27 protein-coding genes are annotated in these 23,761 nt (G+C 57.5%); 19 read left to right on the top strand and 8 right to left on the bottom strand.

All coding sequences use genetic code 11. The features are described from left to right. The first annotated feature begins 1 nt into the window (after position 1). The 10 genes from nuoI to ACR0I1_RS05985 are packed head-to-tail and all read left to right on the top strand — an operon-like array spanning position 2 to position 10,210. Entirely contained in the window at positions 2 to 496 is a 495-nt protein-coding gene (gene nuoI, locus ACR0I1_RS06030) for an NADH-quinone oxidoreductase subunit NuoI (protein ID WP_170397042.1), read from the top strand. After that, positions 493 to 903: a carboxymuconolactone decarboxylase family protein gene (locus ACR0I1_RS06025; protein WP_010442761.1), complete on the top strand. Its 411-nt coding sequence runs from the start codon at positions 493 to 495 to the stop codon at positions 901 to 903. Before nuoI ends, ACR0I1_RS06025 begins: the two co-directional genes overlap by 4 nt. After that, a complete protein-coding gene (locus ACR0I1_RS06020; protein WP_170397038.1) occupies positions 900 to 1,502 on the top strand; it encodes an NADH-quinone oxidoreductase subunit J in 603 nt (200 codons plus the stop codon). The genes ACR0I1_RS06025 and ACR0I1_RS06020 overlap by 4 nt, the downstream gene beginning before the upstream one ends. Positions 1,503 to 1,506: 4 nt before the next feature. Then, a complete protein-coding gene (gene nuoK / locus ACR0I1_RS06015; protein WP_005984024.1) occupies positions 1,507 to 1,812 on the top strand; it encodes an NADH-quinone oxidoreductase subunit NuoK in 306 nt (101 codons plus the stop codon). A 6-nt stretch (positions 1,813 to 1,818) separates the two neighbouring features. Continuing rightward, a complete protein-coding gene (nuoL, locus tag ACR0I1_RS06010; protein ID WP_480705432.1) occupies positions 1,819 to 3,948 on the top strand; it encodes an NADH-quinone oxidoreductase subunit L in 2,130 nt (709 codons plus the stop codon). Further along, a complete protein-coding gene (locus tag ACR0I1_RS06005) occupies positions 3,948 to 5,492 on the top strand; it encodes an NADH-quinone oxidoreductase subunit M (RefSeq protein WP_170403976.1) in 1,545 nt (514 codons plus the stop codon). Before nuoL ends, ACR0I1_RS06005 begins: the two co-directional genes overlap by 1 nt. Positions 5,493 to 5,507: 15 nt before the next feature. Then, positions 5,508 to 6,950, top strand: coding sequence for an NADH-quinone oxidoreductase subunit NuoN (gene nuoN, locus ACR0I1_RS06000; RefSeq protein ID WP_480705430.1), 1,443 nt, complete (start codon positions 5,508 to 5,510; stop codon positions 6,948 to 6,950). A 54-nt stretch (positions 6,951 to 7,004) separates the two neighbouring features. Further along, positions 7,005 to 7,754 carry a biotin--[acetyl-CoA-carboxylase] ligase gene (locus tag ACR0I1_RS05995; protein WP_170397030.1) on the top strand — a complete coding sequence of 250 codons (750 nt, stop codon included), beginning with the start codon at positions 7,005 to 7,007 and terminating at the stop codon, positions 7,752 to 7,754. Between the two features lie 12 nt (positions 7,755 to 7,766). Further along, positions 7,767 to 8,546, top strand: coding sequence for a type III pantothenate kinase (locus ACR0I1_RS05990; protein WP_170397028.1), 780 nt, complete (start codon positions 7,767 to 7,769; stop codon positions 8,544 to 8,546). Continuing rightward, entirely contained in the window at positions 8,543 to 10,210 is a 1,668-nt protein-coding gene (locus tag ACR0I1_RS05985; RefSeq protein WP_480705428.1) for a ribonuclease J, read from the top strand. The genes ACR0I1_RS05990 and ACR0I1_RS05985 overlap by 4 nt, the downstream gene beginning before the upstream one ends. Here the strand turns inward: ACR0I1_RS05985 and ACR0I1_RS05980 are convergent. After that, on the bottom strand, positions 10,207 to 10,908 hold the full coding sequence (locus ACR0I1_RS05980) for an NUDIX hydrolase (RefSeq protein ID WP_480705426.1): 702 nt from the start codon (positions 10,906 to 10,908) through the stop codon (positions 10,207 to 10,209). The genes ACR0I1_RS05985 and ACR0I1_RS05980 overlap by 4 nt on opposite strands. Continuing rightward, the gene (locus ACR0I1_RS05975) at positions 10,905 to 11,303 is read right to left on the bottom strand and encodes a DUF983 domain-containing protein (protein WP_480705424.1); all 399 of its coding nucleotides are present in this window, start codon (positions 11,301 to 11,303) and stop codon (positions 10,905 to 10,907) included. Before ACR0I1_RS05975 ends, ACR0I1_RS05980 begins: the two co-directional genes overlap by 4 nt. 221 nt (positions 11,304 to 11,524) lie before the next feature. On the opposite strand from ACR0I1_RS05975, the gene ACR0I1_RS05970 reads away from it, so the two are divergent. The 4 genes from ACR0I1_RS05970 to ACR0I1_RS05955 are packed head-to-tail and all read left to right on the top strand — an operon-like array spanning position 11,525 to position 13,408. Beyond that, positions 11,525 to 11,980, top strand: a complete 456-nt coding sequence (locus ACR0I1_RS05970) for an EF-hand domain-containing protein (RefSeq protein WP_170403961.1) — start codon at positions 11,525 to 11,527, stop codon at positions 11,978 to 11,980. A gap of 6 nt (positions 11,981 to 11,986) precedes the next feature. Continuing rightward, on the top strand, positions 11,987 to 12,601 hold the full coding sequence (locus tag ACR0I1_RS05965) for an RNA polymerase sigma factor (RefSeq protein ID WP_170403958.1): 615 nt from the start codon (positions 11,987 to 11,989) through the stop codon (positions 12,599 to 12,601). Further along, entirely contained in the window at positions 12,594 to 12,938 is a 345-nt protein-coding gene (locus ACR0I1_RS05960; RefSeq protein ID WP_170397018.1) for a hypothetical protein, read from the top strand. Before ACR0I1_RS05965 ends, ACR0I1_RS05960 begins: the two co-directional genes overlap by 8 nt. After that, complete coding sequence (locus ACR0I1_RS05955; RefSeq protein ID WP_480705421.1) at positions 12,935 to 13,408, top strand: periplasmic heavy metal sensor; 474 nt, start codon at positions 12,935 to 12,937, stop codon at positions 13,406 to 13,408. The genes ACR0I1_RS05960 and ACR0I1_RS05955 overlap by 4 nt, the downstream gene beginning before the upstream one ends. 4 nt (positions 13,409 to 13,412) lie before the next feature. Here the strand turns inward: ACR0I1_RS05955 and ACR0I1_RS05950 are convergent, their stop codons facing one another. Further along, positions 13,413 to 14,819, bottom strand: a complete 1,407-nt coding sequence (locus ACR0I1_RS05950) for a diguanylate cyclase (protein WP_480705419.1) — start codon at positions 14,817 to 14,819, stop codon at positions 13,413 to 13,415. 83 nt (positions 14,820 to 14,902) lie between these two features. On the opposite strand from ACR0I1_RS05950, the gene ACR0I1_RS05945 reads away from it, so the two are divergent. The 5 genes from ACR0I1_RS05945 to ACR0I1_RS05925 all read left to right on the top strand — a co-directional run bounded on the left by ACR0I1_RS05945 (position 14,903) and on the right by ACR0I1_RS05925 (position 19,281). Continuing rightward, entirely contained in the window at positions 14,903 to 15,187 is a 285-nt protein-coding gene (locus ACR0I1_RS05945) for a DUF3572 domain-containing protein (protein WP_170397013.1), read from the top strand. A 19-nt stretch (positions 15,188 to 15,206) separates the two neighbouring features. After that, positions 15,207 to 15,902 carry an HAD family hydrolase gene (locus tag ACR0I1_RS05940; RefSeq protein WP_480705417.1) on the top strand — a complete coding sequence of 232 codons (696 nt, stop codon included), beginning with the start codon at positions 15,207 to 15,209 and terminating at the stop codon, positions 15,900 to 15,902. Positions 15,903 to 16,015: 113 nt separating this feature from the next. Next, positions 16,016 to 17,575 (top strand): trimethylamine methyltransferase family protein, encoded by a 1,560-nt coding sequence (locus ACR0I1_RS05935; RefSeq protein WP_170403942.1) that lies wholly within the window; start codon positions 16,016 to 16,018, stop codon positions 17,573 to 17,575. A 123-nt stretch (positions 17,576 to 17,698) separates the two neighbouring features. Beyond that, positions 17,699 to 18,286 (top strand): heme NO-binding domain-containing protein, encoded by a 588-nt coding sequence (locus ACR0I1_RS05930; RefSeq protein ID WP_170403939.1) that lies wholly within the window; start codon positions 17,699 to 17,701, stop codon positions 18,284 to 18,286. After that, a complete protein-coding gene (locus ACR0I1_RS05925; RefSeq protein ID WP_480705415.1) occupies positions 18,283 to 19,281 on the top strand; it encodes a diguanylate cyclase domain-containing protein in 999 nt (332 codons plus the stop codon). Before ACR0I1_RS05930 ends, ACR0I1_RS05925 begins: the two co-directional genes overlap by 4 nt. 24 nt (positions 19,282 to 19,305) lie before the next feature. Here ACR0I1_RS05925 and ACR0I1_RS05920 read toward each other — a convergent pair whose 3' ends face one another. The 5 genes from ACR0I1_RS05920 to ACR0I1_RS05900 all read right to left on the bottom strand — a co-directional run bounded on the left by ACR0I1_RS05920 (position 19,306) and on the right by ACR0I1_RS05900 (position 23,760). After that, a complete protein-coding gene (locus ACR0I1_RS05920; protein WP_480705413.1) occupies positions 19,306 to 19,992 on the bottom strand; it encodes a CbiX/SirB N-terminal domain-containing protein in 687 nt (228 codons plus the stop codon). Between the two features lie 72 nt (positions 19,993 to 20,064). Then, entirely contained in the window at positions 20,065 to 20,997 is a 933-nt protein-coding gene (locus tag ACR0I1_RS05915; protein ID WP_170800016.1) for an AEC family transporter, read from the bottom strand. Between the two features lie 44 nt (positions 20,998 to 21,041). Further along, entirely contained in the window at positions 21,042 to 21,839 is a 798-nt protein-coding gene (locus ACR0I1_RS05910; RefSeq protein WP_480705411.1) for an MBL fold metallo-hydrolase, read from the bottom strand. Continuing rightward, positions 21,836 to 22,642 (bottom strand): TatD family hydrolase, encoded by an 807-nt coding sequence (locus ACR0I1_RS05905; protein ID WP_480705409.1) that lies wholly within the window; start codon positions 22,640 to 22,642, stop codon positions 21,836 to 21,838. The genes ACR0I1_RS05910 and ACR0I1_RS05905 overlap by 4 nt, the downstream gene beginning before the upstream one ends. Further along, complete coding sequence (locus tag ACR0I1_RS05900; protein ID WP_480705407.1) at positions 22,642 to 23,760, bottom strand: DNA polymerase III subunit delta'; 1,119 nt, start codon at positions 23,758 to 23,760, stop codon at positions 22,642 to 22,644. Before ACR0I1_RS05900 ends, ACR0I1_RS05905 begins: the two co-directional genes overlap by 1 nt. Position 23,761 lies beyond the last annotated feature (1 nt).

The following is a 23,761-nucleotide window of genomic DNA, read 5'->3' as shown; positions in this document are numbered from 1 at the left end:
TATGACTCAAATCGACTACACCCGCGCCGCCAAGTATTTCCTGCTGCAGGACTTCTGGGTCGGAATGAAATTGGGCTTGAAGTATTTCTTCGCCCCAAAAGCCACCGTGAACTACCCGCATGAAAAGGGGCCCTTGTCCCCGCGGTTCCGGGGTGAACATGCCCTGCGCCGTTATCCGAACGGTGAGGAACGCTGCATCGCCTGCAAACTGTGCGAAGCGATCTGTCCTGCACAAGCCATCACCATCGATGCCGAGCCGCGCGAAGACGGAAGCCGCCGCACCACGCGCTATGACATCGACATGACCAAATGCATCTATTGCGGTTTCTGCCAGGAGGCATGTCCGGTTGATGCCATCGTCGAGGGCCCGAATTTCGAATTCGCCACCGAAACCCGGGAAGAGTTGTTCTACGACAAGCAGAAACTGCTGGATAACGGCGAACGCTGGGAAGCCGAAATCGCTCGCAATCTGGAAATGGACGCGCCGTACAGATGAGTGACAGTCCGACAAATCCGTTCGAGCTGATGATGAAGCAAGCTCAGGACATGGCAAAGGCGATGAACCCGGCGATGGAGAATTTCTCGCCCAAAGGGTTCGAGGCGCTGTGGCCAACCATGCCCAAAGAGGTCATGGAGATGATGTTCGGCAATACCGTCAACAAGGACGGGCTGGACGCCAAAACTCGCCTTCTGCTGACGCTGGCCGGGCTGACCTGTCAGGGCGCTCAGGCGGACTCGGCGGTGCGTCAGACCGTGCGCCATGCGCTTGAGGCTGGCGCCAAGAAACAAGAGATCGTGGAAACGATCGGTCAGATGTCGGTCTTTGCCGGCATCCCGGCCATGACCCGCGCGCTGGATCTGGCGCAAGAGGTCATGGGCGACAACGAGGATGAGGATCAATGACCGTCTTTGCCTTCTATCTGTTTGCCATCAGCGCCATCACCGGCGGGCTGTTCACGGTGATCAGCCGCCAGCCGGTGCATTCGGTGCTGTGGCTGATCCTGTCCTTTCTGTCCTCGGCGGGCCTGTTCGTGCTGCTGGGGGCTGAGTTCGTGGCGATGCTGCTGATTATCGTTTATGTCGGCGCGGTTGCGGTTCTGTTCCTCTTCGTGGTGATGATGCTGGATGTGGACTTTGCCGAGCTGAAGGCCGAGATGGCGCGCTACATGCCGCTAGCGCTGTTGATCGGATTGGTGATCCTGATGCAGTTCGTCATGGCCATCGGAGCATGGGACAGCGCGCAGGGTGCCGCCGCCAATCTGGCGCAGCCGGTACCGAGCGACCGCCACAACACTGAGGCGCTAGGCGTCATTCTATACGATCAATACTTCCTTCTGTTCCAACTGGCGGGCCTGATCCTGCTGGTGGCCATGATCGGTGCCATTGTGCTGACACTGCGCCACCGTCAGGACATCAAGCGTCAGGACATCATCGGCCAGATGATGCGCGACCCGGCCAAAGCGATGGAGTTGAAGGACGTGAAACCGGGGCAGGGACTTTGAGACGATGATCGGACTTGAACACTATCTTACGGTCGCGGCGACGCTATTCGTCATCGGCATCTTCGGTCTCTTCCTGAACCGCAAGAACGTCATCATCCTGCTGATGAGCATCGAGTTGATGCTGCTGGCGGTGAATATCAACCTCGTGGCGTTCTCTAGTTTCCTCGGCGATCTGGTCGGGCAGGTCTTTACGCTGTTCGTGTTGACAGTTGCGGCGGCTGAGGCGGCGATTGGTCTTGCCATTCTGGTCTGCTTCTTCCGCAACCGTGGCACCATCGCGGTTGAAGACGTCAATATGATGAAGGGGTAAGAGAATATGGAAACCACCATCCTCTTTGCCCCGCTCGTGGGTGCGTTGATCTGCGGTTTTGGCTGGCGCTTCATTGGTGAGAAAGCCGCCATGTGGACTGCCACGGGCCTGCTGTTTCTGGCCTGCCTGCTCAGCTGGATCGTCTTCCTTTCATTTGATGGCCACACCCAGCAGATCGAGATCATGCGCTGGATCGAAAGTGGTTCGCTGTCGACAAGCTGGGCCATTCGTCTGGACCGTCTGACGGCGATCATGCTGATCGTGGTGACGACCGTTTCGGCGCTGGTTCACTTGTATTCGTTCGGCTACATGGATCACGACCCGCAATGGCGTGAAGGCGAAAGCTATAAGCCGCGTTTCTTTGCCTATCTGTCGTTCTTCACCTTCGCCATGCTGATGCTGGTGACGGCGGACAATCTGGTTCAGATGTTCTTTGGCTGGGAAGGCGTGGGTGTCGCCTCGTACCTGCTGATCGGGTTTTATTATCGCAAGCCCAGCGCCAATGCAGCGGCGATGAAAGCGTTCATCGTGAACCGAGTGGGCGATTTCGGCTTTGCGCTGGGGATCTTCGCGCTGTTCTTCCTGACCGACAGCATCAATTTCTCAGACATATTCGCGTCGGCCCCGGCATTGGCGGAGGAAAAACTGAGCTTCCTCTGGGGTGAGTGGACTGCGATCGAGGTGATCTGTGTTCTGCTGTTCATTGGCGCGATGGGTAAATCGGCGCAGTTGATACTACACACCTGGCTGCCGGATGCGATGGAAGGTCCGACCCCTGTGTCCGCGCTGATCCACGCTGCGACCATGGTTACCGCAGGTGTGTTCCTGGTCTGCCGTATGTCGCCGCTGATGGAGTTCGCACCGGGGGCCACCGGGTTCATAGCCTTCCTTGGCGCTTCGACTGCGTTTTTCGCAGCAACCGTGGGCTTGGTGCAGACCGATATCAAGCGGGTCATTGCGTATTCGACCTGTTCGCAATTGGGTTACATGTTTGTCGCCGCCGGCGTTGGCATGTACTCAGCCGCGATGTTCCATCTGCTGACGCACGCGTTCTTCAAGGCGCTACTGTTCCTTGGTGCCGGTTCAGTGATCCATGCGATGCATCATGAGCAAGAGATGACCGAGTACGGCGGTCTGCGGAAGAAAATCCCCTATACGTTCTGGGCGATGATGATCGGCACGCTGGCCATTACCGGTGTGGGCATCCCGCTGACCACGTTTGGCTTCGCCGGGTTCCTGTCGAAGGATGCCATAATCGAAAGCGCCTTTGTAGGTGGCACAGGTTATGCCTTCTGGATGTTGGTAATCGCAGCGGTGTTCACCTCATTCTACAGCTGGCGTCTGATATTCCTGACCTTCTATGGCGAGCCGCGTGGCGACAAGCATACGCATGAGCACGCGCATGAAAGTCCGATGGTCATGCTGGTCCCGCTGGGGGTACTGTCTCTGGGCGCGGTGTTCTCGGGGATGCTGTGGTACAATCAGTTCTTCGGCTACACCGATAAAGTGGCCAAGTTCTACGGTATTCCGCTGGCGGAAGAGACTGGCGGTCATGGCGAAGTTGCCGCAGACGCATCTCATGGTGAGGCCAAGGCAGATGACGACCAAGGCGACGCGAAGGCTGATAAAGGTGAGGGTGACTACAAGGCGGACAAAAAGCATGCCAGCTTTGGCGGTGAGCCGGGCGAAGGCGCGCTGTATATGGCACCTGACAATAATGTCCTGAACGATGCGCATGAGGCTCCGAAATGGGTCAAAGTATCGCCTTTTGTTGCCATGCTGCTGGGTTTTGTCGTCGCCTATTGGTTCTACATCGTGAACACGTCGCTGCCCGCTCGTCTGGCGGCGAACCAGCGGCCGCTGTACCTGTTTCTCAAGAATAAGTGGTACTTTGACGAGATCTACGACGCGATCTTTGTCAAACCTACCATTGCGCTAGGTCGGTTCCTGTGGAAACGCGGTGACGGCAACACGATTGATGGCTTCCTGAACGGGGTTTCGATGGGCGTCGTGCCCTTCTTTACTCGCCTCGCAGGCAAAGCTCAGACGGGTTACATCTTTACTTACGCCTTCTGGATGGTTTTGGGCATCGCCGCTCTTGTCACCTGGATGTCGATCGGCGGAGGCGCAAACTAATGGACAATATCCTATCTATTGTCACCTTCATCCCCGCCATCGCAGCAGGCATTCTGGCCCTGTTTCTGCATGGCGAGGACGTAGCCGCGCAGCGCAACGCCAAATGGGTTGCGCTGGTTGCCACAACCGTGACCTTTCTGGTCTCAATCGGCATCTATACCGGCTTTGATCCGTCCAACACCGGCTTCCAGATGGTGGAAGAGGGCGAGTGGCTGCTGGGCCTGAAGTACAAGATGGGTGTCGATGGTATCAGCGTTCTTTTCGTGCTGCTGACCACCTTCATCATGCCACTGACCATTCTGGCCAGCTGGCAGGTCACGGACCGGGTCAAGGAATACATGATCGCATTCCTGCTGCTGGAAACGCTGATGCTGGGCGTGTTCATGGCGCTGGATCTCGTGCTGTTCTACCTGTTCTTCGAGGCGGGCCTGATCCCGATGTTCCTGATCATCGGTATCTGGGGCGGCAAAGACCGCATTTATGCCAGCTTCAAGTTCTTCCTATACACCTTCCTCGGCTCGGTGCTGATGCTGGTGGCGATGGTTGCGATGTATGCGGATGCGGGCACCACGGATATCGAGGCGCTGATGAGCCATCAGTTCTCGTCCGAAGGGTTTAGCGTACTGGGCATCTATATCGTCGGCGGCATGCAGACGCTGATGTTCCTGGCCTTCTTCGCGTCGTTCGCGGTGAAGATGCCGATGTGGCCGGTGCATACCTGGCTGCCGGATGCGCACGTTCAGGCGCCGACGGCAGGTTCGGTCGTGCTGGCGGCGATCCTGTTGAAGATGGGCGGCTATGGCTTCCTGCGCTTCAGCCTGCCGATGTTCCCGGTGGGGTCTGCGGTGATGACCGATGTGGTGCTGTGGATGTCGGCGATTGCTGTTGTCTACACCTCTCTGGTCGCGCTGGTGCAGGAGGATATGAAGAAGCTGATCGCCTATTCCTCGGTCGCGCATATGGGCTTTGTGACCATGGGTATCTTTGCAGCGAACCAGCAGGGCATTGATGGCGCGATCTTCCAGATGCTCAGTCATGGGTTCATTTCCGCAGCGCTCTTCCTGTGTGTTGGCGTGATCTATGACCGGATGCACACCCGCGATATCGAGGCGTATGGCGGTTTGGTCATCCGGATGCCGGCTTACGCTCTGGTCTTCATGCTGTTCACCATGGCCAATGTTGGCTTGCCTGGTACATCAGGCTTCATCGGGGAATTCCTGACCCTGATGGGCGCATTCCAGGTCAACACCTGGGTGACGGCTGTGGCTGCAACCGGTGTGATCTTCTCAGCGGGCTATGCGCTGTGGCTCTATCGCCGGGTAGTCTTTGGAGATCTGATCAAGGAAAGCCTCAAGGCCATCACAGACATGAGTTCGCGCGAGCGGCTGATCTTCGCGCCGCTGATCGTGATGACCATTCTGCTTGGGGTTTATCCCTCGCTGGTGACCGATGTGATCGGGCAATCCACCGCAGCGCTAATCTCGAACTATGACACGGCTCTGGCCGCGGCTGAAGCCGCAACCCAGACAGCCGCTTCGCATTAAGGGGGCTTTGGAGACATGATCCAGGCTGATCTGACAATCATCCTGCCGGAAATTGTTCTGGCAATTTATGCGATGGCGGCGCTGATCGGGGCTGTCTACACCACCAAGGATGCTCTGGCTCCCATACTGGTCTGGGCCACTTCAGGTCTGATGGCGGTGTTGGCAATCTGGATTGCGATGAATGGCGAAGGTACCAACGTGGCCTTCAACGGCATGTTTGTGGATGACGGCTTTGCCCGATTTGCAAAGGTTGCGATTCTGCTGTCTGCCGCTGCGGTATTGCTGATGAGCCAGGAATATATGGCGCGCCGCGATCTGCTGCGCTTTGAATATCCTCTGCTGGTCGCACTTGCGGCTGTCGGCATGATGATGATGGTTAGCGCAGGCGATCTGATGTCGCTTTATATGGGGCTTGAGCTGCAGTCGCTGTCGCTTTACGTCGTGGCCGCCTTGCGGCGCGACAGTGCCAAATCCACCGAAGCCGGTCTGAAATACTTCGTGCTGGGCGCGTTGAGTTCTGGCTTGCTGCTCTATGGTGCGTCGCTGGTTTACGGCTTCACCGGCACCACGCTGTTCTCGGGCATCATCCAAACGGTGCATCATGGAGATGTCTCGATTGGCCTCCTGTTTGGCCTAGTGTTCATGATCTCGGGTCTGGCGTTTAAGGTCTCGGCCGTGCCGTTCCATATGTGGACGCCGGATGTGTATGAAGGGTCTCCGACCCCGATTACTGCGTTCTTCGCTACCGCTCCGAAAGTGGCTGCGATGGCCCTGTTCGCGCGCCTGATGCATGATGCCTTCGGAGGCGTGATCAAGGATTGGCAGCAAGTGATCGTGCTGCTTTCGGTCCTGTCGATGCTGCTGGGCGCGGTTGCGGCCATCGGGCAGCGGGACATCAAGCGGCTGATGGCGTTTTCGTCGATTGCCCATATGGGATATGCTCTGATCGGACTGGCCGCCGGGACCGAGATGGGCATCAAGGCAATGCTAATGTATCTGGCCATCTATGTGACGATGAATATCGGAACCTTCGCATTCATCCTGATGATGGAGCGTGATGGCAAACCGGTCACTGATATTGATGCGCTACGTCAGTTCTCGAAGCGCGATCCGGGTAAAGCTCTGGCGGTCCTGATCCTGATGTTCAGTCTGGCGGGCGTGCCACCGATGCTGGGCTTCTTCGCCAAGTTCGGCGTCTGGCAAGCGGGTATCGATGCCGACCTGTTCGGGCTGGTGATCGTCTCGGCCATCGCCTCGGTCATCGGTGCGTTCTACTATCTGCGGATCGTGTTCTACATGTATTTCGGGGCGGAGAATGAAGACCCGATCGAGATCCGCTCGACCCCGGTTTTGTGGGCAGCGCTGATGGGCTCTGCGGCTCTGATGTTGATTGGCGTATTTTATCAGTTCGGTGTGGAAGGGGCAGCTGCAGCTGCTGCGGCGACGCTTGTCAACTGATACTGCCGCGTTTCGATCAACCGAGGCTCGGTCGCGCGACCGGGCCTTTTTGACATGAGCGAATGGCCGCAGGGATATGGCCTGCATATACTGAAAGAAGTCGACAGTACTCTGAATGAGGCGGTGCGGCTTGCGCCAACAGCGACCGGTCCGGTCTGGATCATGGCACATCATCAGACCGCCGCGCGTGGTCGGCGCGGGCGAGCTTGGGCCAACCCAAAAGGTAATCTGGCAGCGACTTTGCTGATGCGCCCGCCGGGTGATCCGGAACAGGCGGCCCTTCGAAGTTTTGTCGCAGCGCTCGCCCTGTATGATGCCTGTGTGGCGGTAACGGGGCGCGCAGTAGGTTTGGCACTGAAATGGCCCAATGACGTGCTGCTCAACGGCGGAAAACTAGCGGGTATCCTGCTAGAAAGCACGGGGCAGGGCCGGGGGGTGTCACATCTGGCGATAGGTATTGGGGTGAACCTGTCCGAGGCACCGGGCACTGATCGCGTCGAAGCCGGAGCGGTGCGACCTGTTTCTCTGCTCTCGGAAACCGGCGCGCTCACCACCCCCGAGGATTTTCTGACCGAACTGGCGGTAGCTTATGCGCATTATGAGACCCAGTTCATGACCTACGGGTTCGAACCGATCCGCACCGCCTGGCTATCCCGAGCAGCGCGGTTGGGCGAAGTCATAACCGCTCGTACAGCCACGTCCGAAACGGTTGGAACCTTCGAAACGGTAGACGTGGGTGGCAGCCTTGTCCTAAACACCGCCAAGGGCCGGGTCAGCATTCCGGCTGCGGATGTGTACTTCTGAAAGGGGCGCGGGATGCTTCTGGCGATTGATTGCGGCAATACCAACACCGTTTTCTCGATCTGGGATGGCGAAAAGTTCCTGTGCACTCTGCGCACCTCAACCCACCATGCCCGCACAGCGGATGCCTATTTCACCTGGTATTCAACCTTGGTGAAACACTACGGTATCGAAGCTGATATCTCGGATGTGATCATCGCCTCAACCGTGCCACGCGTGGTGTTCAACCTGCGGGTCTTTGCTGATCGCTTTTTTGGATGCCGGCCGATTGTTGTTGGCAAGCCAGATTGCCTGCTGCCGGTCAATCCGCGCGTGGACGAAGGCACCGTGCCCGGTCCGGACCGGTTGGCCAACGCGGCGGCGGCGTTCGACCGCCATGGCGGCAATGTGGTTGTGGTTGACTTTGGGACCGCCACGAATTTCGACGTGGTCGCAGCCGACGGCGCCTACGTCGGTGGTATCATCGCCCCTGGCGTGAACCTGAGCCTTGAGGCACTGCATCAAGGTGCCGCGGCGTTGCCGCATATCGACATCACGAGACCCGAAAAAGTGATTGGAACAAACACGGTTGGCTGTATCCAGTCCGGCGTGTATTGGGGATATTCCGGCCTGATTGAAGGGCTGATCTCGCGCGTGAAAGCTGAATACGGAATGGCGATGAAAGTCGTCGGTACCGGGGGCCTGGCGCCTCTGTTTGATCAGGCTGACGTGGGTTTTGACGCTATCGAGGATGATCTGACGATGCACGGGTTGACCGTGATACATCGCTATAACAAGGAAAATGGCTCAACATGAGCAGTGAACGACTGATCTATCTGCCGCTGGGCGGTGCAGGCGAAATCGGCATGAATGCCTATGTCTATGGTTACGGCAAGCCGGGGCAAGAGCGGTTGATCCTTGTGGATCTTGGCGTTGCCTTCCCGGACATGGACACCTCGCCCGGCGTGGATCTGATCTTTGCAGACATCACCTGGCTTAAAGAGCGTGCCGATCAGCTGGAAGCAGTTTTTGTCACCCACGCGCACGAAGATCATGTCGGGGCGGTGGCCCACTGTTATGAGGCTTTGGGCGCGCCGGTCTACGCGCGCGCTTTTACCGCCAATATCGCGCGTCGCAAGATGGAAGAACGCGGCCACCCGACCGAGGCGGTGCAAACTGCGTCTCCATGGCCCGAACAGATCAAGGCTGGCCCGTTTACCGTTGGTTTCCTGCCGGTTTCGCATTCCATCCCTGAAAGTGCAGGGCTCGTTATCGACTCGCCTTCCGGGCGCGTGGTGCATACGGGGGATTTCAAGCTCGATTCCAACCCGGTCGTGGGCGAACCATTCGATCCCGATCTGTGGGCCGAGGTGGCAAAGCCCGGCGTCAAAGCGTTGGTCTGTGACAGTACCAATGTGTTCTCAAGCCATCCCGGGCGTTCGGAATCCGAAGTCGGACCCGAGATCACCCGTCTGGTTCAAGAGGCCAGCGGCATGGTCATCGCAACCACGTTTGCCTCGAACGTGGCACGCGTGAAAACGCTGGCAGAGGCGGGACAGAAAGCCGGCCGTTCGGTCGTACTGCTGGGTCGTGCGATGCGGCGTATGATCGAGGCGGCGACCGAGACCGGCATCCTGACCGATTTTCCAAAGGTTATCAGCGCCGAAGAGGCCGTCGATGTGCCACGCGCGAACCTGATGTTGATTGTGACTGGCAGCCAAGGCGAACGCCGCGCAGCCAGCGCCCAACTGGCGCGCGGTAAGTATCGCGGACTAGAAGCGAAAGAGGGCGATCTGTTTCTGTTCTCGTCCAAGACTATTCCCGGCAATGAACGTGGCGTGATCCGCATCATGAACCAGCTCAGTGAGAAGGGAGTGGATGTAGTCGATGACAGCTCTGGTCTGTATCACGTCTCGGGTCACGCCAACCGGCCTGATCTTGAGAAGGTTCACGCTCTGATCGATCCGCAGATGGTCATCCCGATGCATGGCGAACACCGCCACTTGCGTGAGCATGCCAAACTGGCCGAAACGGGCGGACGTACTGGGATTCTCGCTGTTAACGGCACTATGCTGGATCTGACTGGGAATGCGCCCAAAGTGGCGGATTATATCGAGACTGGCCGGACCTATCTGGATGGTACAGTCAAAATCGGCGCCTTGGACGGCGTGGTGCGCGACCGGATTCGCATGGCGCTGAACGGCCATATCACCATCACGGTGATATTGGACGAAGAAGACGAACCGCTGGGTGAGCCGTGGTGCGATACGATGGGCCTGCCCGAAATGGGATCATCCCGCGCGGGGCTGATTGAGGTGCTGGAAGAGGACCTGAACCAGTTCCTGATGCGTGCGGGCGCAAAGACGCTGCGTGATGACGACAAACTGGAAGAAGGGTTGCGCCGGATCGCACGTCAGACCGCGCAGGCCGAGATCGGCAAGAAACCCGAGGTAACAGTGGTTGTTAGCCGAATGCGTTAATCTGCATAGGGCATCGGATAGCCCCGAAGCTGCAGGAAAAGGCTGGCCTCTTCGTTGTTGAGAAAGAAGGGAACGGTTTCAGGCGGGTTCGGGTCCTCTGCACGGGCAGCGACTTCGGCCAGAACAACTTCGGTGATGAAGGGCAGGTCGAACTCTCGTGCTTGGCTGATCTTGACCCATTGCAAATGCGATAGCTCGTCCGAGGCATGCGTGAAGTCGTCAAGATCCCCCTGAATCGCGTCCGCATCGACCAGAAAGAACCTGGCGTCGAACCGGCGGGGTCGCCCCGGCGGTGTGACTGCGCGAAAGACAAATTGCAGTGCTTCTGCAGACGGCAGGTAGCCCATCGCCGCAAAGCTTTGCCAATCGGCCGGGATCGCGCCTTGCCAATCCCCTTGTTGCCCCAGAACAAGCCCGGTTTCTTCCCACAACTCTCGGATCGCCGCGACAGCCAGAGAGGTCTGCAAGTTTGGCGCTGATTGTTGTGACAGGCGATCGGTGCATAGATCGGGCAATGGCGTACTGAGCGGGATGCCTGCATCGGAAGCATCAACCGCGCCGCCCGGGAATACGAATTTGTTCGGCATGAACGCAGCCTTGGCGCCGCGTTGGCCCATCAGGATCGACGGGTCTCTGAACCGATCACGCAATACGATTACGGTAGCAGCATCCCGGATTGCGGTTTTATCCGTCGTCATCCGGCCTTGCCAAACCCGTGCATCCGCCGCGCCCATTGATAGGCGACAACGGCCCCTTTGAGACGGGGCAGAAGGAACAGGGATAGCGCGACGCAGCCGATCGAGAATGCAATCGCCATGGTCCATGGATCGGGACGCCACTGCACGTAAGAGACATGAAGGGCGGGTGCCAGAAGGTGCCCCACCAGCAGGATCGTCAGGTAGGCCGGGCCGTCATCAGCGCGATGATGGAACAATTCCTGCCCGCATTCCGAACAGGTGTGATTCACCTTGAGATAGCTGTGCAACAGCGCACCCTCACCGCAATTCGGGCATTTGCACCGGAACCCTCGGATCAATGCGGGTTTTGTTGGGCGGTCTTCTTCGAGCGAACTGTCAATAGTTTGGTCAATCATATGTATCTCGCGCATCTTTCCTGAAGGCATTTAGGCAGGATCAGACCCAACGGAAAAGGGGGGTGCGTCGCTTTGTGGCGCTGCTGCTTAGCGTATCATTTTCTATTGGCGTTTCAAATAAACCAAAAAAAGTTGTGCCGGAAGCGACGGAAACCCGCCCAAGCCGCGTTTGAATAGGTATCAACAGCGGCAAATGGCCGCCAAATTCAGGGAACTATGTAATGAAAACCAAAAGCTTCATTTCGGCAATCGTCGTAGCTGCAGTTACTGTGACCGGCACTTCCGCTTTGGCCAAGGGCCCGCGTGCGACATTTCAGGAACTGGATGCCGACGGGGACGGGCAGGTGACTCAGGCCGAGATCGAGACACATCGCAACCAGAAATTCACCGCTGCCGATACGGATGGCGACGGCCAACTGAGCGTCGAAGAAATGCAGGCTGCGGCGCAGACCAAGGCCAACGAGCGTGTTACCAAGATGTTCGAAAAGCACGACGCAAATGCGGATGGTTTCCTTAGCGAAGATGAATTGCCGAAACCGCGCCGCGCCTCCAAGATGTTCGAGCGCATCGATGCCGACGGCAACGGTTCGATCTCAGAACAGGAATACGCGGATGCAAAAGATAAAATGGGCCGGAAACACAAGCGGCATCAGAAGTCGGACACCGACAACAACTGATACGGGATGGAGGATCTGACCTCTTATCCCGACATCGAGCATGGCGGAACACCTGCCATGCCCGAGCCCAGCGACGAAGAGTTGCTGGGCCGGTTTTCTGATGGCGATGCTACGGCGGCCCGCCTGCTGACCGGGCGGTTGGGGCCGCGAAGTTATTCCGTGGCTTTGCGAATGCTGGGAAACCCAGCAGAAGCAGAGGACGTGACGCAAGAAGCGATGATGCGCCTTTGGAAGATGGCACCTGACTGGGTGCCGGGGCAGGCGCAGTTATCGACCTGGCTCTATCGCGTAACACTGAATCTATGTGTGGACTTGCGCCGGAAAAAGCGGCCTCAAGCGTTGGACAATGTGGCCGAACCCGAAGATGAGACTGCCAGTGTGGTCGACCAGATGCAGGAGAGTGCCCGCAAGGACGCGTTGCAGGCTGCATTGGAGCATTTGCCGGACCGGCAGCGGCAGGCTGTGGTTCTGCGGCACATCGAAGAATTGTCCAATCCCGAAATCGCGGGGATCATGGATATTTCGGTCGAGGCGGTTGAAAGCCTGACCGCGCGTGGCAAACGATCTCTGACCGCGATACTGGCGGGGCGTCGGGATGAACTGGGGTACGAACATGGCTGATCAAGATAACGAACTCGACCATCTGTTTGCACGGGCGCGTGCGGCGCGGGATACGTTTCCTGACGATCTTGCGGTTCGCATCGAAACGGATGCCGAAGCCATACGTCTGGCCCGGACTGCAAGACCGCAGCGGCGGACATGGCGGCAAAAGATAGGCGTTATCGGGGGGTGGCAAGGGTTGAGCGGTCTTGTGGCCGCAAGCGCAGCTGGCGTCTGGATCGGGTTCTCCGCTCCGGCCTTCTTGCCGGACCCTGTTGATTATTTCATCTCACAAGAGACGACCTATCTGATGGCCGATCTGAATTTAGACGAAAACTATCTGGAGGACGCAGAATGAGCGATCATCCCGCACCCAAACGCAAATGGATGCCGATATTGCTGGTTGTCTCTCTTGCTTTGAATCTGCTGATTGTCGGAGTCATTTTGGGTGCGGCATTGCGCTTTAAAGGAAGCGCTCATGCCGATGCGCCTCCGGGATTTGGCCCGGCGCTGTATTATGCGCTGCCAAAGTCGGATCGAAAGGCTCTGAGGGTTGAGTTGTCGGACCTGCGCGGAAAAGGATCACATCGTCGCAAGCAGGATTTTACTGCTCTCAGTCAAGTGCTGAGGGCCGTGCCTTTCGATCCCGCAGCGGTTGCGAGTCTTTTGGCACAGCAGTCGAAGGCAACTGCTGATCTGCAGACTGCGCTTCATCAGCAGTGGCTGGCCCAGATCTCGGCCATGAATGATGACCAACGTGCCGCTTACGCGGACCGGCTGGAGGACGTGGTTAAACGCGGCCCGCGTAAACACAAAAAACGGGACTGACTAGTCACGCTGCGCTTTGCCGAATCTGTACCTGGTTGCGGCCCGCTTTTTTGGCGGCATAAAGTGCTTTGTCCGCCGAGCTGATCAATCGACCAACCGGGTCTGTTTCGCCTGGATGAGAGAGTTCGGGCGGGGTACATAATTTCACCCCCACGCTGATCGTTACGGGTACTGGGGCCGGACGATCCGGCAGCTGAAAAGGTTTTTCGCAAATTGTTTCACAAATCTGTTTCGCTTGCTTCAGCGCTTGGTCGGTTGAGGTATTCGGTAGCCCGATCATGAACTCTTCGCCGCCGATACGTGCGACAAAACCGGTTTTTCCTATCACGACTCGCAGCCTTTTCGCGGTTTCGGTCAGAACTAAATCCCCCGCAGCGTGACCGTAACGGTCATTGATTGCCTTGAAGTGGTCCAGATCGGCCAGCATCACAGCGAATCCGTGTTCCGTTTCTGGGGCCTGAAGCGCGATCTGGTCCAGCGCGCGCATCGCATAGCGGCGATTGAACAGTCCGGTCAGCGGATCGATCAGGGATTCGGCCAAATCCCTGCGCAATGTCGCTCGCAATCTGTCGTCTCGGGTCTTGCGGGCGATCAGAGTTTCAAGCCGCAAGCATATCTCATCTGTCTGAAACCCGCCCATGCAGACCGCATCAGCGCCTCGGTCCAGCGCCTCGGCCGCAAGTGCGGGATTATCATCCGGCAACACACCGATCAGCACCGTATTTCGTGTCGCACCGCGCGACCGAAGATCTGCCAGTAGGTTCCGCCCCGAGCTATTCGGTGCAAGCTCAACAATAATCGCGTCCGGGATCGTTCCGGACAGGATGCCTTTGAGATCAGGCATAGTATGGCCGGTCACACGATGCCGGGTTTGATGGGTCAGAGCATTACTCCACAACGCGCTGGTTCGAACTGTTTGCGTCAGGATCGCGATCTCTGCCATCGATGGCGGGGCGATCAGCACCTGTGGCGCCTCGCCAAAGCCAATGGTTTGGGCCGAACCTTCGATGTTTAATTCCTGCCGTTCGGCGCGCGTACGTAACAAGCTGCGCACGCGGGCCAATAGAAGTGTATCCTTGAACGGATAGCCAAGCACATCATCCAGCCCGTCAGACAGTGCCTTCAAACGCGCTGCTTTGTCGTTTTGCGGTGCAATCGCAACAATCGGCACATCGATCAGAGCAGGATCTGCCGCCATCACTTTCTTAACATCCGCAGCGCTTCCGTCGGGCAGAGTTTGCGCTGTAAGAACCAGATCAGGCCGTGTCCGCCGCAGCAATGCACCAAGCCCGGCCAGTTTCTCTCCCTGCACGACATGGTACCAGGCGGCCGTCAACTGAACCTTGAGCATTATGCGATTGGTCGAAACACCGTCGAGGACGAGTATGGTGCCTTGTACAGACATAGCCATTCACCGTTTGATTGCATGCGTTGCTAAAGTGTTTATGAGTCTGGTTAACAAACCCTTTCCAACACAGTGTCCGAGGCCAGTTTATGCCGATCTCCGCCAATTCCGCTGAAACTCTGGCCCTGAATGTGCTGGGCTGGCTGGTGGGAAATGATGAGTTGCTGCCCGTTTTCCTGGGGGCGACAGGTGCCTCGGAACAAGATTTGCGCGACCGTGCGGGTGAGGCTGAATTTCTTGGGTCTGTGTTGGACTTTCTGCTGCTTGACGATTCATGGGTGATCGCTTTTTGTGACGCCAATTCCGTGCCCTACGAAGAGCCGGGTCAAGCCCGTGCCGCGTTGTCCGGAATTTCGGATATGCACTGGACCTAACCCAAAGGAAATTTGTTTCATGGCAATCGACGCCCTCGTGTTCGACAAGGACGGTACTCTTTTTGATTTTGCAGCCACTTGGGGTGCGTTCGGGCGTATCGCGATGCTGCAGCTCTCTGATGGAGATGTGCAGCGCGCGACAGAGTTGGGGAAGGCCATCGGATTTGATTTTGAACAAGAGAGCTACGACCCGAATAGCGTAGTCATCGCCGGAACGGTCGATGAAGTTGCTGCAGCCCTGACACCGCATTTGCCTGAGGTATCTCTGGGGCACCTGATCGAAACACTCAACCGGGCGTCAGCGAACGCAGAGCAGATCCAAGCCGTTCCCTTGGCACCATTCCTTGCCGAGCTGCGGCGCGCCGGGCTGAAACTGGGCGTTGCGACGAACGATGCTGAAATGCCGGCCCTGCGGCACCTGCAGTCCGTTGGTGTGCGGGACCATTTTGATTTTGTAGCCGGATATGACAGCGGACATGGTTACAAGCCAGGTCCGGGGCAGCTATTGGCCTTTGCTCAGCATGTCGAGGTCGCGCCATCTCGTGTTGCGATGGTTGGTGACAGTCTTCACGATCTAGAGGCGGGACGCGCCGCAGGGATGGTCACCATCGGGGTTCTGACCGGCATGGCGACGGCCAAAACACTCGAACCGCTGGCGGATGTCGTCTTGCCCAACATCGGGCACATTCCCGGCTGGTTGTCGAAAACCGAATAACCTCGGTTCCAAATCGCCGGGTTGGATAATAAAACCGACAACTCTTGTCGCAGACAGAACGGCGATACTGAATCTTCGGGGCTTTCATAGGAGTGAAAGCGCGGAGGATGGTGATGGCTGAGAGCAAGACACGCAAACGTCGCGGTGGTGGACGCGCGGGCGCAGCCGCGAGGCGCGGCGCGGCGGTGATCGAGCAGATGCCCTGGAACCCGCCCACAAACATCGACAAGCCAATCGAGCCGTTGGGACCCGAGGGAATCGAAGCGGTTCACGAAGGTGCCATGCGGATTCTCGAAGAGATCGGCATCGAGTTCTACAATCAAGAAGCCATCGGGATCCTGCGCAAGGCGGGCTGTACAATTTCCGGCGACAACGTCCGTATGGACCGGGATTTCGTGATGGAAATGGTGGGCAAGGCGCCCAGCAAATTTACCATCACGCCGCGCAACCCGGAGCATCAGATCGAGATTGGTGGCAGGACCATTCTGTTCGGCAATGTTTCATCCCCACCAAATTATTGGGACATGGAAATCGGAAAAAAAGTGCCCGGCACCCGGCGGATGTGTCAGGACCTGCTGAAGCTGACGCAATACTTCAACTGTATCCACTTTGCAGGTGGATATCCGGTTGAGCCGGTCGATATCCACGCCAGCATACGGCACCTTGATGTGCTTTATGACAAGCTGACCCTGACCGACAAGGCAATGCATGCCTATTCGCTGGGGAAAGAGCGCGTCGAAGACGTGATGGAGATGGTGCGTATCGCGGGTGGCCTGAGCCACGAGGAATTCGAGGCCACGCCCCGCATGTACACTAACATCAACTCGACCTCACCGTTGAAACACGACCATCCAATGATCGATGGCTGCCTGCGGCTTGCGCGGCGTGGGCAGGCAATTGTCGTGACGCCTTTCACTCTGGCCGGGGCGATGGCCCCTGTAACGATGGCTGGCGCAGTGGCACAATCGCTTGCCGAAGCGCTGTGCGCGATTGCGTTGTTTCAGTATGTTCGCCCGGGTATTCCATGCGTGATCGGGACCTTTACTTCGAATGTCGATATGAAATCCGGTGCGCCTGCATTCGGGACACCGGAATACATGCGCTCGACCCAGATGACTGGGCAGATGGCACGGTATTATGGCTTGCCTATGCGGTCCTCGGGCGTTTGCGCGGCAAATGTGCCCGATGGGCAGTCGGTTTGGGAAACCTCGAATTCCCTTTGGGCGGCGGTGCAGTCAGGCACCAACATGGTATATCATGCGGCAGGCTGGCTTGAAGGAGGCCTTATCGCAAGCCCCGAGAAATTCATCATGGATTGCGAAATCCTGCAGCAGATTCAGCGGTATATGCAGCCGGAACTGACAGCAACGGGCCCGGATGACATCGCCCTTGAAGCGATCCGGTCTGTTGGAAACGACGGGCATTTCTTTGGCATCCAACATACGCAAGATCGCTATACCACCGCATTTTATCAGCCGTTCCTGAGTGACTGGAAAAACTTCGAAGCCTGGGAAGCAGCTGGTGGTATCTGGACTGCGGAACGTGCCCATCGGATGTTCAAGGAGATCGTGAACAATTTCGAAGCCCCGAAGATGGATGAGGCGATCCGCGAGGAGCTGGCCGAGTTTGTTGAGCGCCGCAAGGCCGAAGGCGGTGCGCCGACCGATTTCTGATCGCTGCCCAATCCGCCCCTCAGTTTGGGATTAGATCGGATTCTCATAATCCCGTATCGGATTTTGGGTTTTTGTTAAGTTTTCTGCGATCACTTGAGAGTGTCTTTCAATCTGAGGCGACTCATGCACGGGCTGATCAACAGGGCGATCCAATCCTTTGTCTGCGCCACCTACGGGCGTCAATGCTGGTTGCGCGCGACTCATACGGCCGGGCTGGGATTTGACGAGTTCGAGGCGATGTTGATCTATGACGCGGAGATATCGACCCGAGTGCTCGACGCTTTGTGCGCTGACTTGAACCGCCCAAAATCCGAATTTCTTGAGGATTTGGGCACTTATCTGGTCTCACACTCGAACATGGAAGATCTACGCAGGCTATTGCGTTTTGGCGGGGTCACCTATTTGGAGTTTCTGCATTCGCTTGATGATCTGTCGGATCGCGTCCGCCTCGCTGTGTCCGATCTGAGATTGCCGGATTTGGAACTGCAGGAACACTCGCCCGGGGAATATCACCTGCACTGTACTCCTGATTTGCCGGGGTATTCCAGCGTCATGACAGGTGTACTACGAGCCATGGCGGATGACTATGGGGCGTTGGTGATCCTGTCCAATGAAGGGTGCCAAAACGGGGCTGAGTTGATTTCTATCACATTGATCGAAAGCGCGTTTGCCGAAGGGCGTCACTTTGATCTTGGGGCACGTAAATCATGATCAAGACCGCAGATCTTGGACAGTTGCTGGACACCTTATGTCCGATGTTCGTCCTTGTAGATGACATGGGGCGGATCGGGCAGGTTGGACCAACTCTGCAGAAGCTACGTCCGGATCGGCCTATGGTCGGCCGAAGCTTTCTGGATGTCTTTGAACTGGTGCGCCCTCGCTCAATCACGACAGTAGCTGCGCTGATGATGGTGCCGGACCGAAAGCTACACCTCAGGTTTCAAGACCGGCCGCAGACTGCGTTCAAAGGTCTGATTGCGCCGTTTCCTGGCGGAAGCGGGGCGGTCATCAACCTGTCGTTTGGAATTTCGATACTGGATGCGGTACGCGACTATTCTCTGACCAGCACCGATTTCCCGGGCACTGATCTGGCCATAGAATTGTTGTATCTGGTCGAGGCAAATTCTGCCGCGATGGAAGCGTCACGCTCACTGAACTTGCGTCTGCAAGGTGCGATGCTGGCGGCAGAAGAACAAGCCTATACGGACACGTTGACCGGGCTGAAAAATCGACGTGCGATGGATCATATTCTGGGGCATTTGATTTCGTCGAAATCGAGTTTTGCAATGATGCATCTGGATCTGGATTTCTTCAAATCGGTCAATGATCGATTGGGGCATGCTGCAGGGGACTATGTTCTGCAGCAAGCCGCAAAGATCATGCTGGACGTCACACGCAGCGACGACACGGTTGCCCGAGTCGGGGGTGATGAGTTTGTCTTGATTTTTAAGGGCATGAACGATCGTACAAAGCTTGATGGTATTGCAGGGCGCCTGATTTCACGCCTGTGCAAGCCGATGCAGTTCGATGGGGCAACCTGCCGTATATCGGCAAGTATTGGTACAGCACTCTCGAGACAATTCGAAGTGCCCAAGGCCGAGGATATTCTTCATGCCGCCGATCTGGCTTTATACGCCGCGAAACGAAGCGGGCGATCCTGCCACCGTTTCTATTGCGAGCTATCGGATGCGCAGCATTCCGGTTGACGCAGGTGGCCCCCCTTTGCTTCGCTACAGTGTATCCAACGTCGCCGCGATGTGTCGCTTGACCTGAGGAAGCTCTGAAATCACGGGCATTACGTGTCCGTGAAAGCTGGCGCGGGCAAGTTCCTCGGGTACATCTTCCAAAACATGGCCTCCGGTGCAGGCAAAAAACGGCAGGCACAGCGCCTTGCCACCGCACCCGGTGGCGGCGTCCGCAATTGATGGGGTTTGCTCAACGAACCCGGTGCGAATGCTATTGAACGCGGTAAGCCGACCCAGATTCTCGGCGAAACCCTTTGCGACAATGGCCGGATTGGCGCTGCGGCCCGAGCCATGTGCAGCGATCACAAGATCTGTGTCCGCCGCGCTCCAAACCCTGTTCGTCAGTTCCTGATGTATGGCCGCTGTAATCAGGGCAGGCAGTTCGGGATCGATACCCATGGGGTCCAGAATCGTGACAGAACGCTGGCCAATCCGCTTTGGCAGAGCGCTGGTGACAAACCAGCCGCGCGCCATGAATAAGGGGTAGATAACCGTGTCGCTGGTCAATCCATCAAGGCAATTTTCCAACGCCTGCGGGGCTGCCAATGTGGCCGACGATACCGAAACCCGTTGACATAACTCATCTACCTCTCGCGCAAAGGCTGCTAGCGCAGCTTCTGCAGGTGCAGGGTCCGAGGGTTGGCCATGGGCGACGATAACGGCGTGTGTCATGCAGGGCTCCGGATAGGTTCTGCGATAGATGTATTGCTGGTGGGCAGAGTCAATGCGGTGTTGGCAATTTCGTCATCCCAGCAGAGTCAGCCACAACCAGACCGTCAATATCGACGCGGTCGTTCCGATCAGAACCGACGATGCGGCGACGCGTTTGGCATGGCCATACATGTTAGCGAAAATATACGAATTGATCCCCGGCGCCATGGCCGCCGTCAGTACGCCCGAGCGGAACAGGTCTTGCGGCAGCGCCAGAGATGATCCGAAGAACCAAACCAGGCTTGGGTGCAGCATCAACGAGATACAGCAAACGAAGATAATGGTGCGCAGATCGCCCTCGGGCCGGTACTTGACCAGCACGCCCCCCAGCGCGAACAGGGCACCGGGCAAGGCCGCGCGGGTGATCAGGTTCAAGGCTTCGTCCACAACTCCGGGTATGGCCAGTCCAGTGAGGTTTACGACAAACCCCAACGAGATCCCAAGAATGAGTGCATTCTTGAACATGGCCGACAGCACGGATTTCAACATCCGCACTCCGCCGTTGCCGCGGTTTCGAAGCACCTCCATCACCGTGATGCCGAGACAATAGCAAAAGGGTGAGTGGAACGCGATGATTGTGAAGTTGCCAACTAGATTTTCGACCCCATAGGCGCGCTCGGTAATAGGCAACCCCAAGAGGACCGAGTTTGAAAACAGACAGCAAAATCCAATAGCAACCGAATCCTCCCACGCGCGTCCGAAGATCAGGCGCGCACCGATCATACCAGCGACAAAACACAGACCAGCTGCTGAATAGAAACTGACCAAAAGCCGAGGATCGAAGCTGGTGCCGAGATCGAGATTGGCAATGGCGAGAAACAGTAGGCAGGGAATGGCAAAGTTCTGCGTGAAACTCATTAACCCATCGATATGGGTTTCGCGAAAATAGCCGAACTTCGTCGCCGTGTATCCGGCACCGATGACCAGAAACACCGGCAGGATGACATCAATCAGGCTTTGTAACATGGCGGAGCCATACGGGGTATCGTAAGCGCGTGTAGCAGCATGCCTTACAGGGCGTGCCGGATCACCATGCCATCATAGGCAGGCGTGATATGATCCGGTGTTTCCGCATCGACCGTCGCATAATCCAGATCGATATGCATGTTGGTCAAAACGGCGCGTTTAGGTTTCAACTGGTCAATCCAGCCCAGCGTCTTTTCCAGATGGGCATGTGTCGGATGCGGGGAACGACGCAGAGCGTCAATAATCAGGCAGTCCAGATTCGCCAGTTCAGTCATGCTCTCATCATAAAGCTCTGCTACATCAGGCAGATAAACGACGTTTCCCATCCTGAAGCCAAGCGCATCGATTGATCCGTGGTTTACGCGAAATGGTCGAAGCGGGATCAGGCCGCCAGGGCCGGAAATTTCGAACGGCCCATTGATTGTCTTGAGATCGAGTATCGGCGGATACGGCGATCCCTCGGGCTGAACGAAGGCATAGCCAAACCGGCTGAGCAGATCGTTCTGCGTGTCACCATCGGCCCAGACAGCGACGCGGGTTTTCATGTTGAAGACGATCATCCGCAGATCGTCGATCCCATTCATGTGATCCGCATGGGAATGCGTGTAGACGACACCGTCCAATCGCCCCGTCCCGGTGTCCAGCAATTGGCTGCGCATATCCGGTGATGTGTCGATCAGAACCGAAGTTGTCCCATCCGGCCCGTCACGTTCGACCAGTAACGAGCATCGCCGCCGCTGGTTTTTCGGGTTTTCCGGATCACAATCACCCCAATGCCCCCCAAGACGGGGGACGCCACCGGATGACCCGCAGCCCAGAATTGTCAGGCGCAGCTCGCTCATGCAGCCGCCTTGTATGTGGCGGCTTTAGTGAAGAGCCGATCAAAATTGGCCTGCGTTTTTGCGGCGAAATCTGCGTAATCCAATCCGAAGACCTCAGCTCCTTTTCGGGCGGTGTGTGCCGTATAGGCGGGCTCATTCCGTTTACCGCGATATGGTGGGGGGGCAAGATAGGGCGCATCGGTTTCGACCAGAATTCGGTCAACAGGTGCCGAAGCGAAGATATCGCGTAGTTCTTGGCTTCTTGGGAAGGCCGCGATGCCGGACATGGACAGGTAAAAGCCCAGATCAAGCGCGGCCCGGGCCAGTTCTGCCGACGAAGAAAAGCAATGCATGACGCAGGAATAGGGCGCATTGCGATGCTCTTCGGTCAGAATGCGGGCCATGTCGTCATCAGCAGCGCGCGCGTGGATGATCAATGGCAGGCCGGTGCGCTGGGCGGCCTCGATATGGATGCGCAGTGATTGTTTCTGCACATCCGCCGACTCGGCCGTGTAGTGATAATCAAGCCCGCTTTCCCCAATGCCCACGAACTTGGGATGCTTAGCCAATGCGACCAGCTCATCGACCGTGGCCATCGGCTCATCAGCGGCGCTCATCGGGTGGGTGCCTGCAGCGTAGAAGACTGGGGAGTGAGCCTCGGCGATGGCGCGCACAGCGGGTTCGTTGCGCAGCCGGGTGCAGATGGTCACCATGCGGGTCACGCCAGCCTCGGCAGCGCGGGCGACGATATCATCCAACTGACCGTCGAAATCAGGGAAATCCAGATGGCAGTGGCTGTCGGTAATTTCGGGGGTGAGGCTCATCAGCTGTGACCGGCGGTTTCCTGTATCTTGAACACCGTATCTAGGACAAGCGAGGCAGGGTCAAGGTTCACCGCCTGCCCATGCCGCGCGCGCGTCGTGATGAGCGCGGCGACCTCCGCCCATTGGCGGGCCTTGTGCTGCGAGTTAGAGAGGCGCGACAGAGTTTCAGCCTCATTCGGGGCGGCCTCGGGTATGGGGGCGGCACCTTTTGCACCTGTCAGCGCCAAACGCGAGAGCGCAACGTCGATCAGCGAAAGCAGCAGATCAAACCGTTCCGCAGCACCTCGCGGAGCAGCCGCTTCTGCCAGTTTTAGGGTGCGCTGGCGGTCGAGCCGGGGAAGGGAGCCCAGAATTGCAATCAGCTCGGCATAAAGCTCTAGCCCGCCGAGATTGATCAAGCGGACGGCATCACCCACTGACCCGGCGGCGAGGGCTGCCAAATGTTCAGCCCGACTAGGGATTTCTGTGCCGGTCTGCACTAGCGCGGCCTTCATGTCATCTGCGTCAAGGGGTGAAAGCCGCAGCGTGCGGCAACGCGAACGGATGGTCGGCAGCAGGCGCGAAGGTTGGTGTGAAATCAGCAGCAGCGTCGTGCGCGCTGGCGGCTCTTCGAGCATCTTCAGCAGCGCATTGGCAGCACTGACATTCATTTCATCCGCTGAATCGACGATAACAACCCGGCGACCACCATCGGCAGAGGACAGGCCGAAGAACTTGCCCAATTTGCGGATGTCATCGACAACGATTTCGTTGCGCAGCCGTCCCTGATCGTTGACGGACCGGGTGATTGCGGCAAGGCCGGGCTCGGCCCCCGCCTGGATTCGGTGAGCGACGGGGTGGTCCGGGTCGATGTCCAACGTCTCAGGCGCAGGAGGGGCGCCAAACAACCCGCCGTCATCTGCCGGAGGTGTGGCCAACAAAAACTGTGCAATGCGCCAGGCAAGGGTAGCCTTGCCCACACCCCGCGACCCCGTCAGCAACCAGCCGTGGTGCAGCCGGCCCGAGTTATACGCGGTTAAAAACGCCTCTTGGGCCGCATCCTGTCCGAACAGCTTGAGAGTTTCGCGCGGATGCGGGGCACCAGGGGCCTGATCCGGTGTTTGGATATCGTCGCTCATG

The sequence above is a fragment of the Ruegeria sp. B11 genome (assembly GCF_056539785.1).
This window is presented reverse-complemented; position numbering and strand designations above follow the sequence as displayed.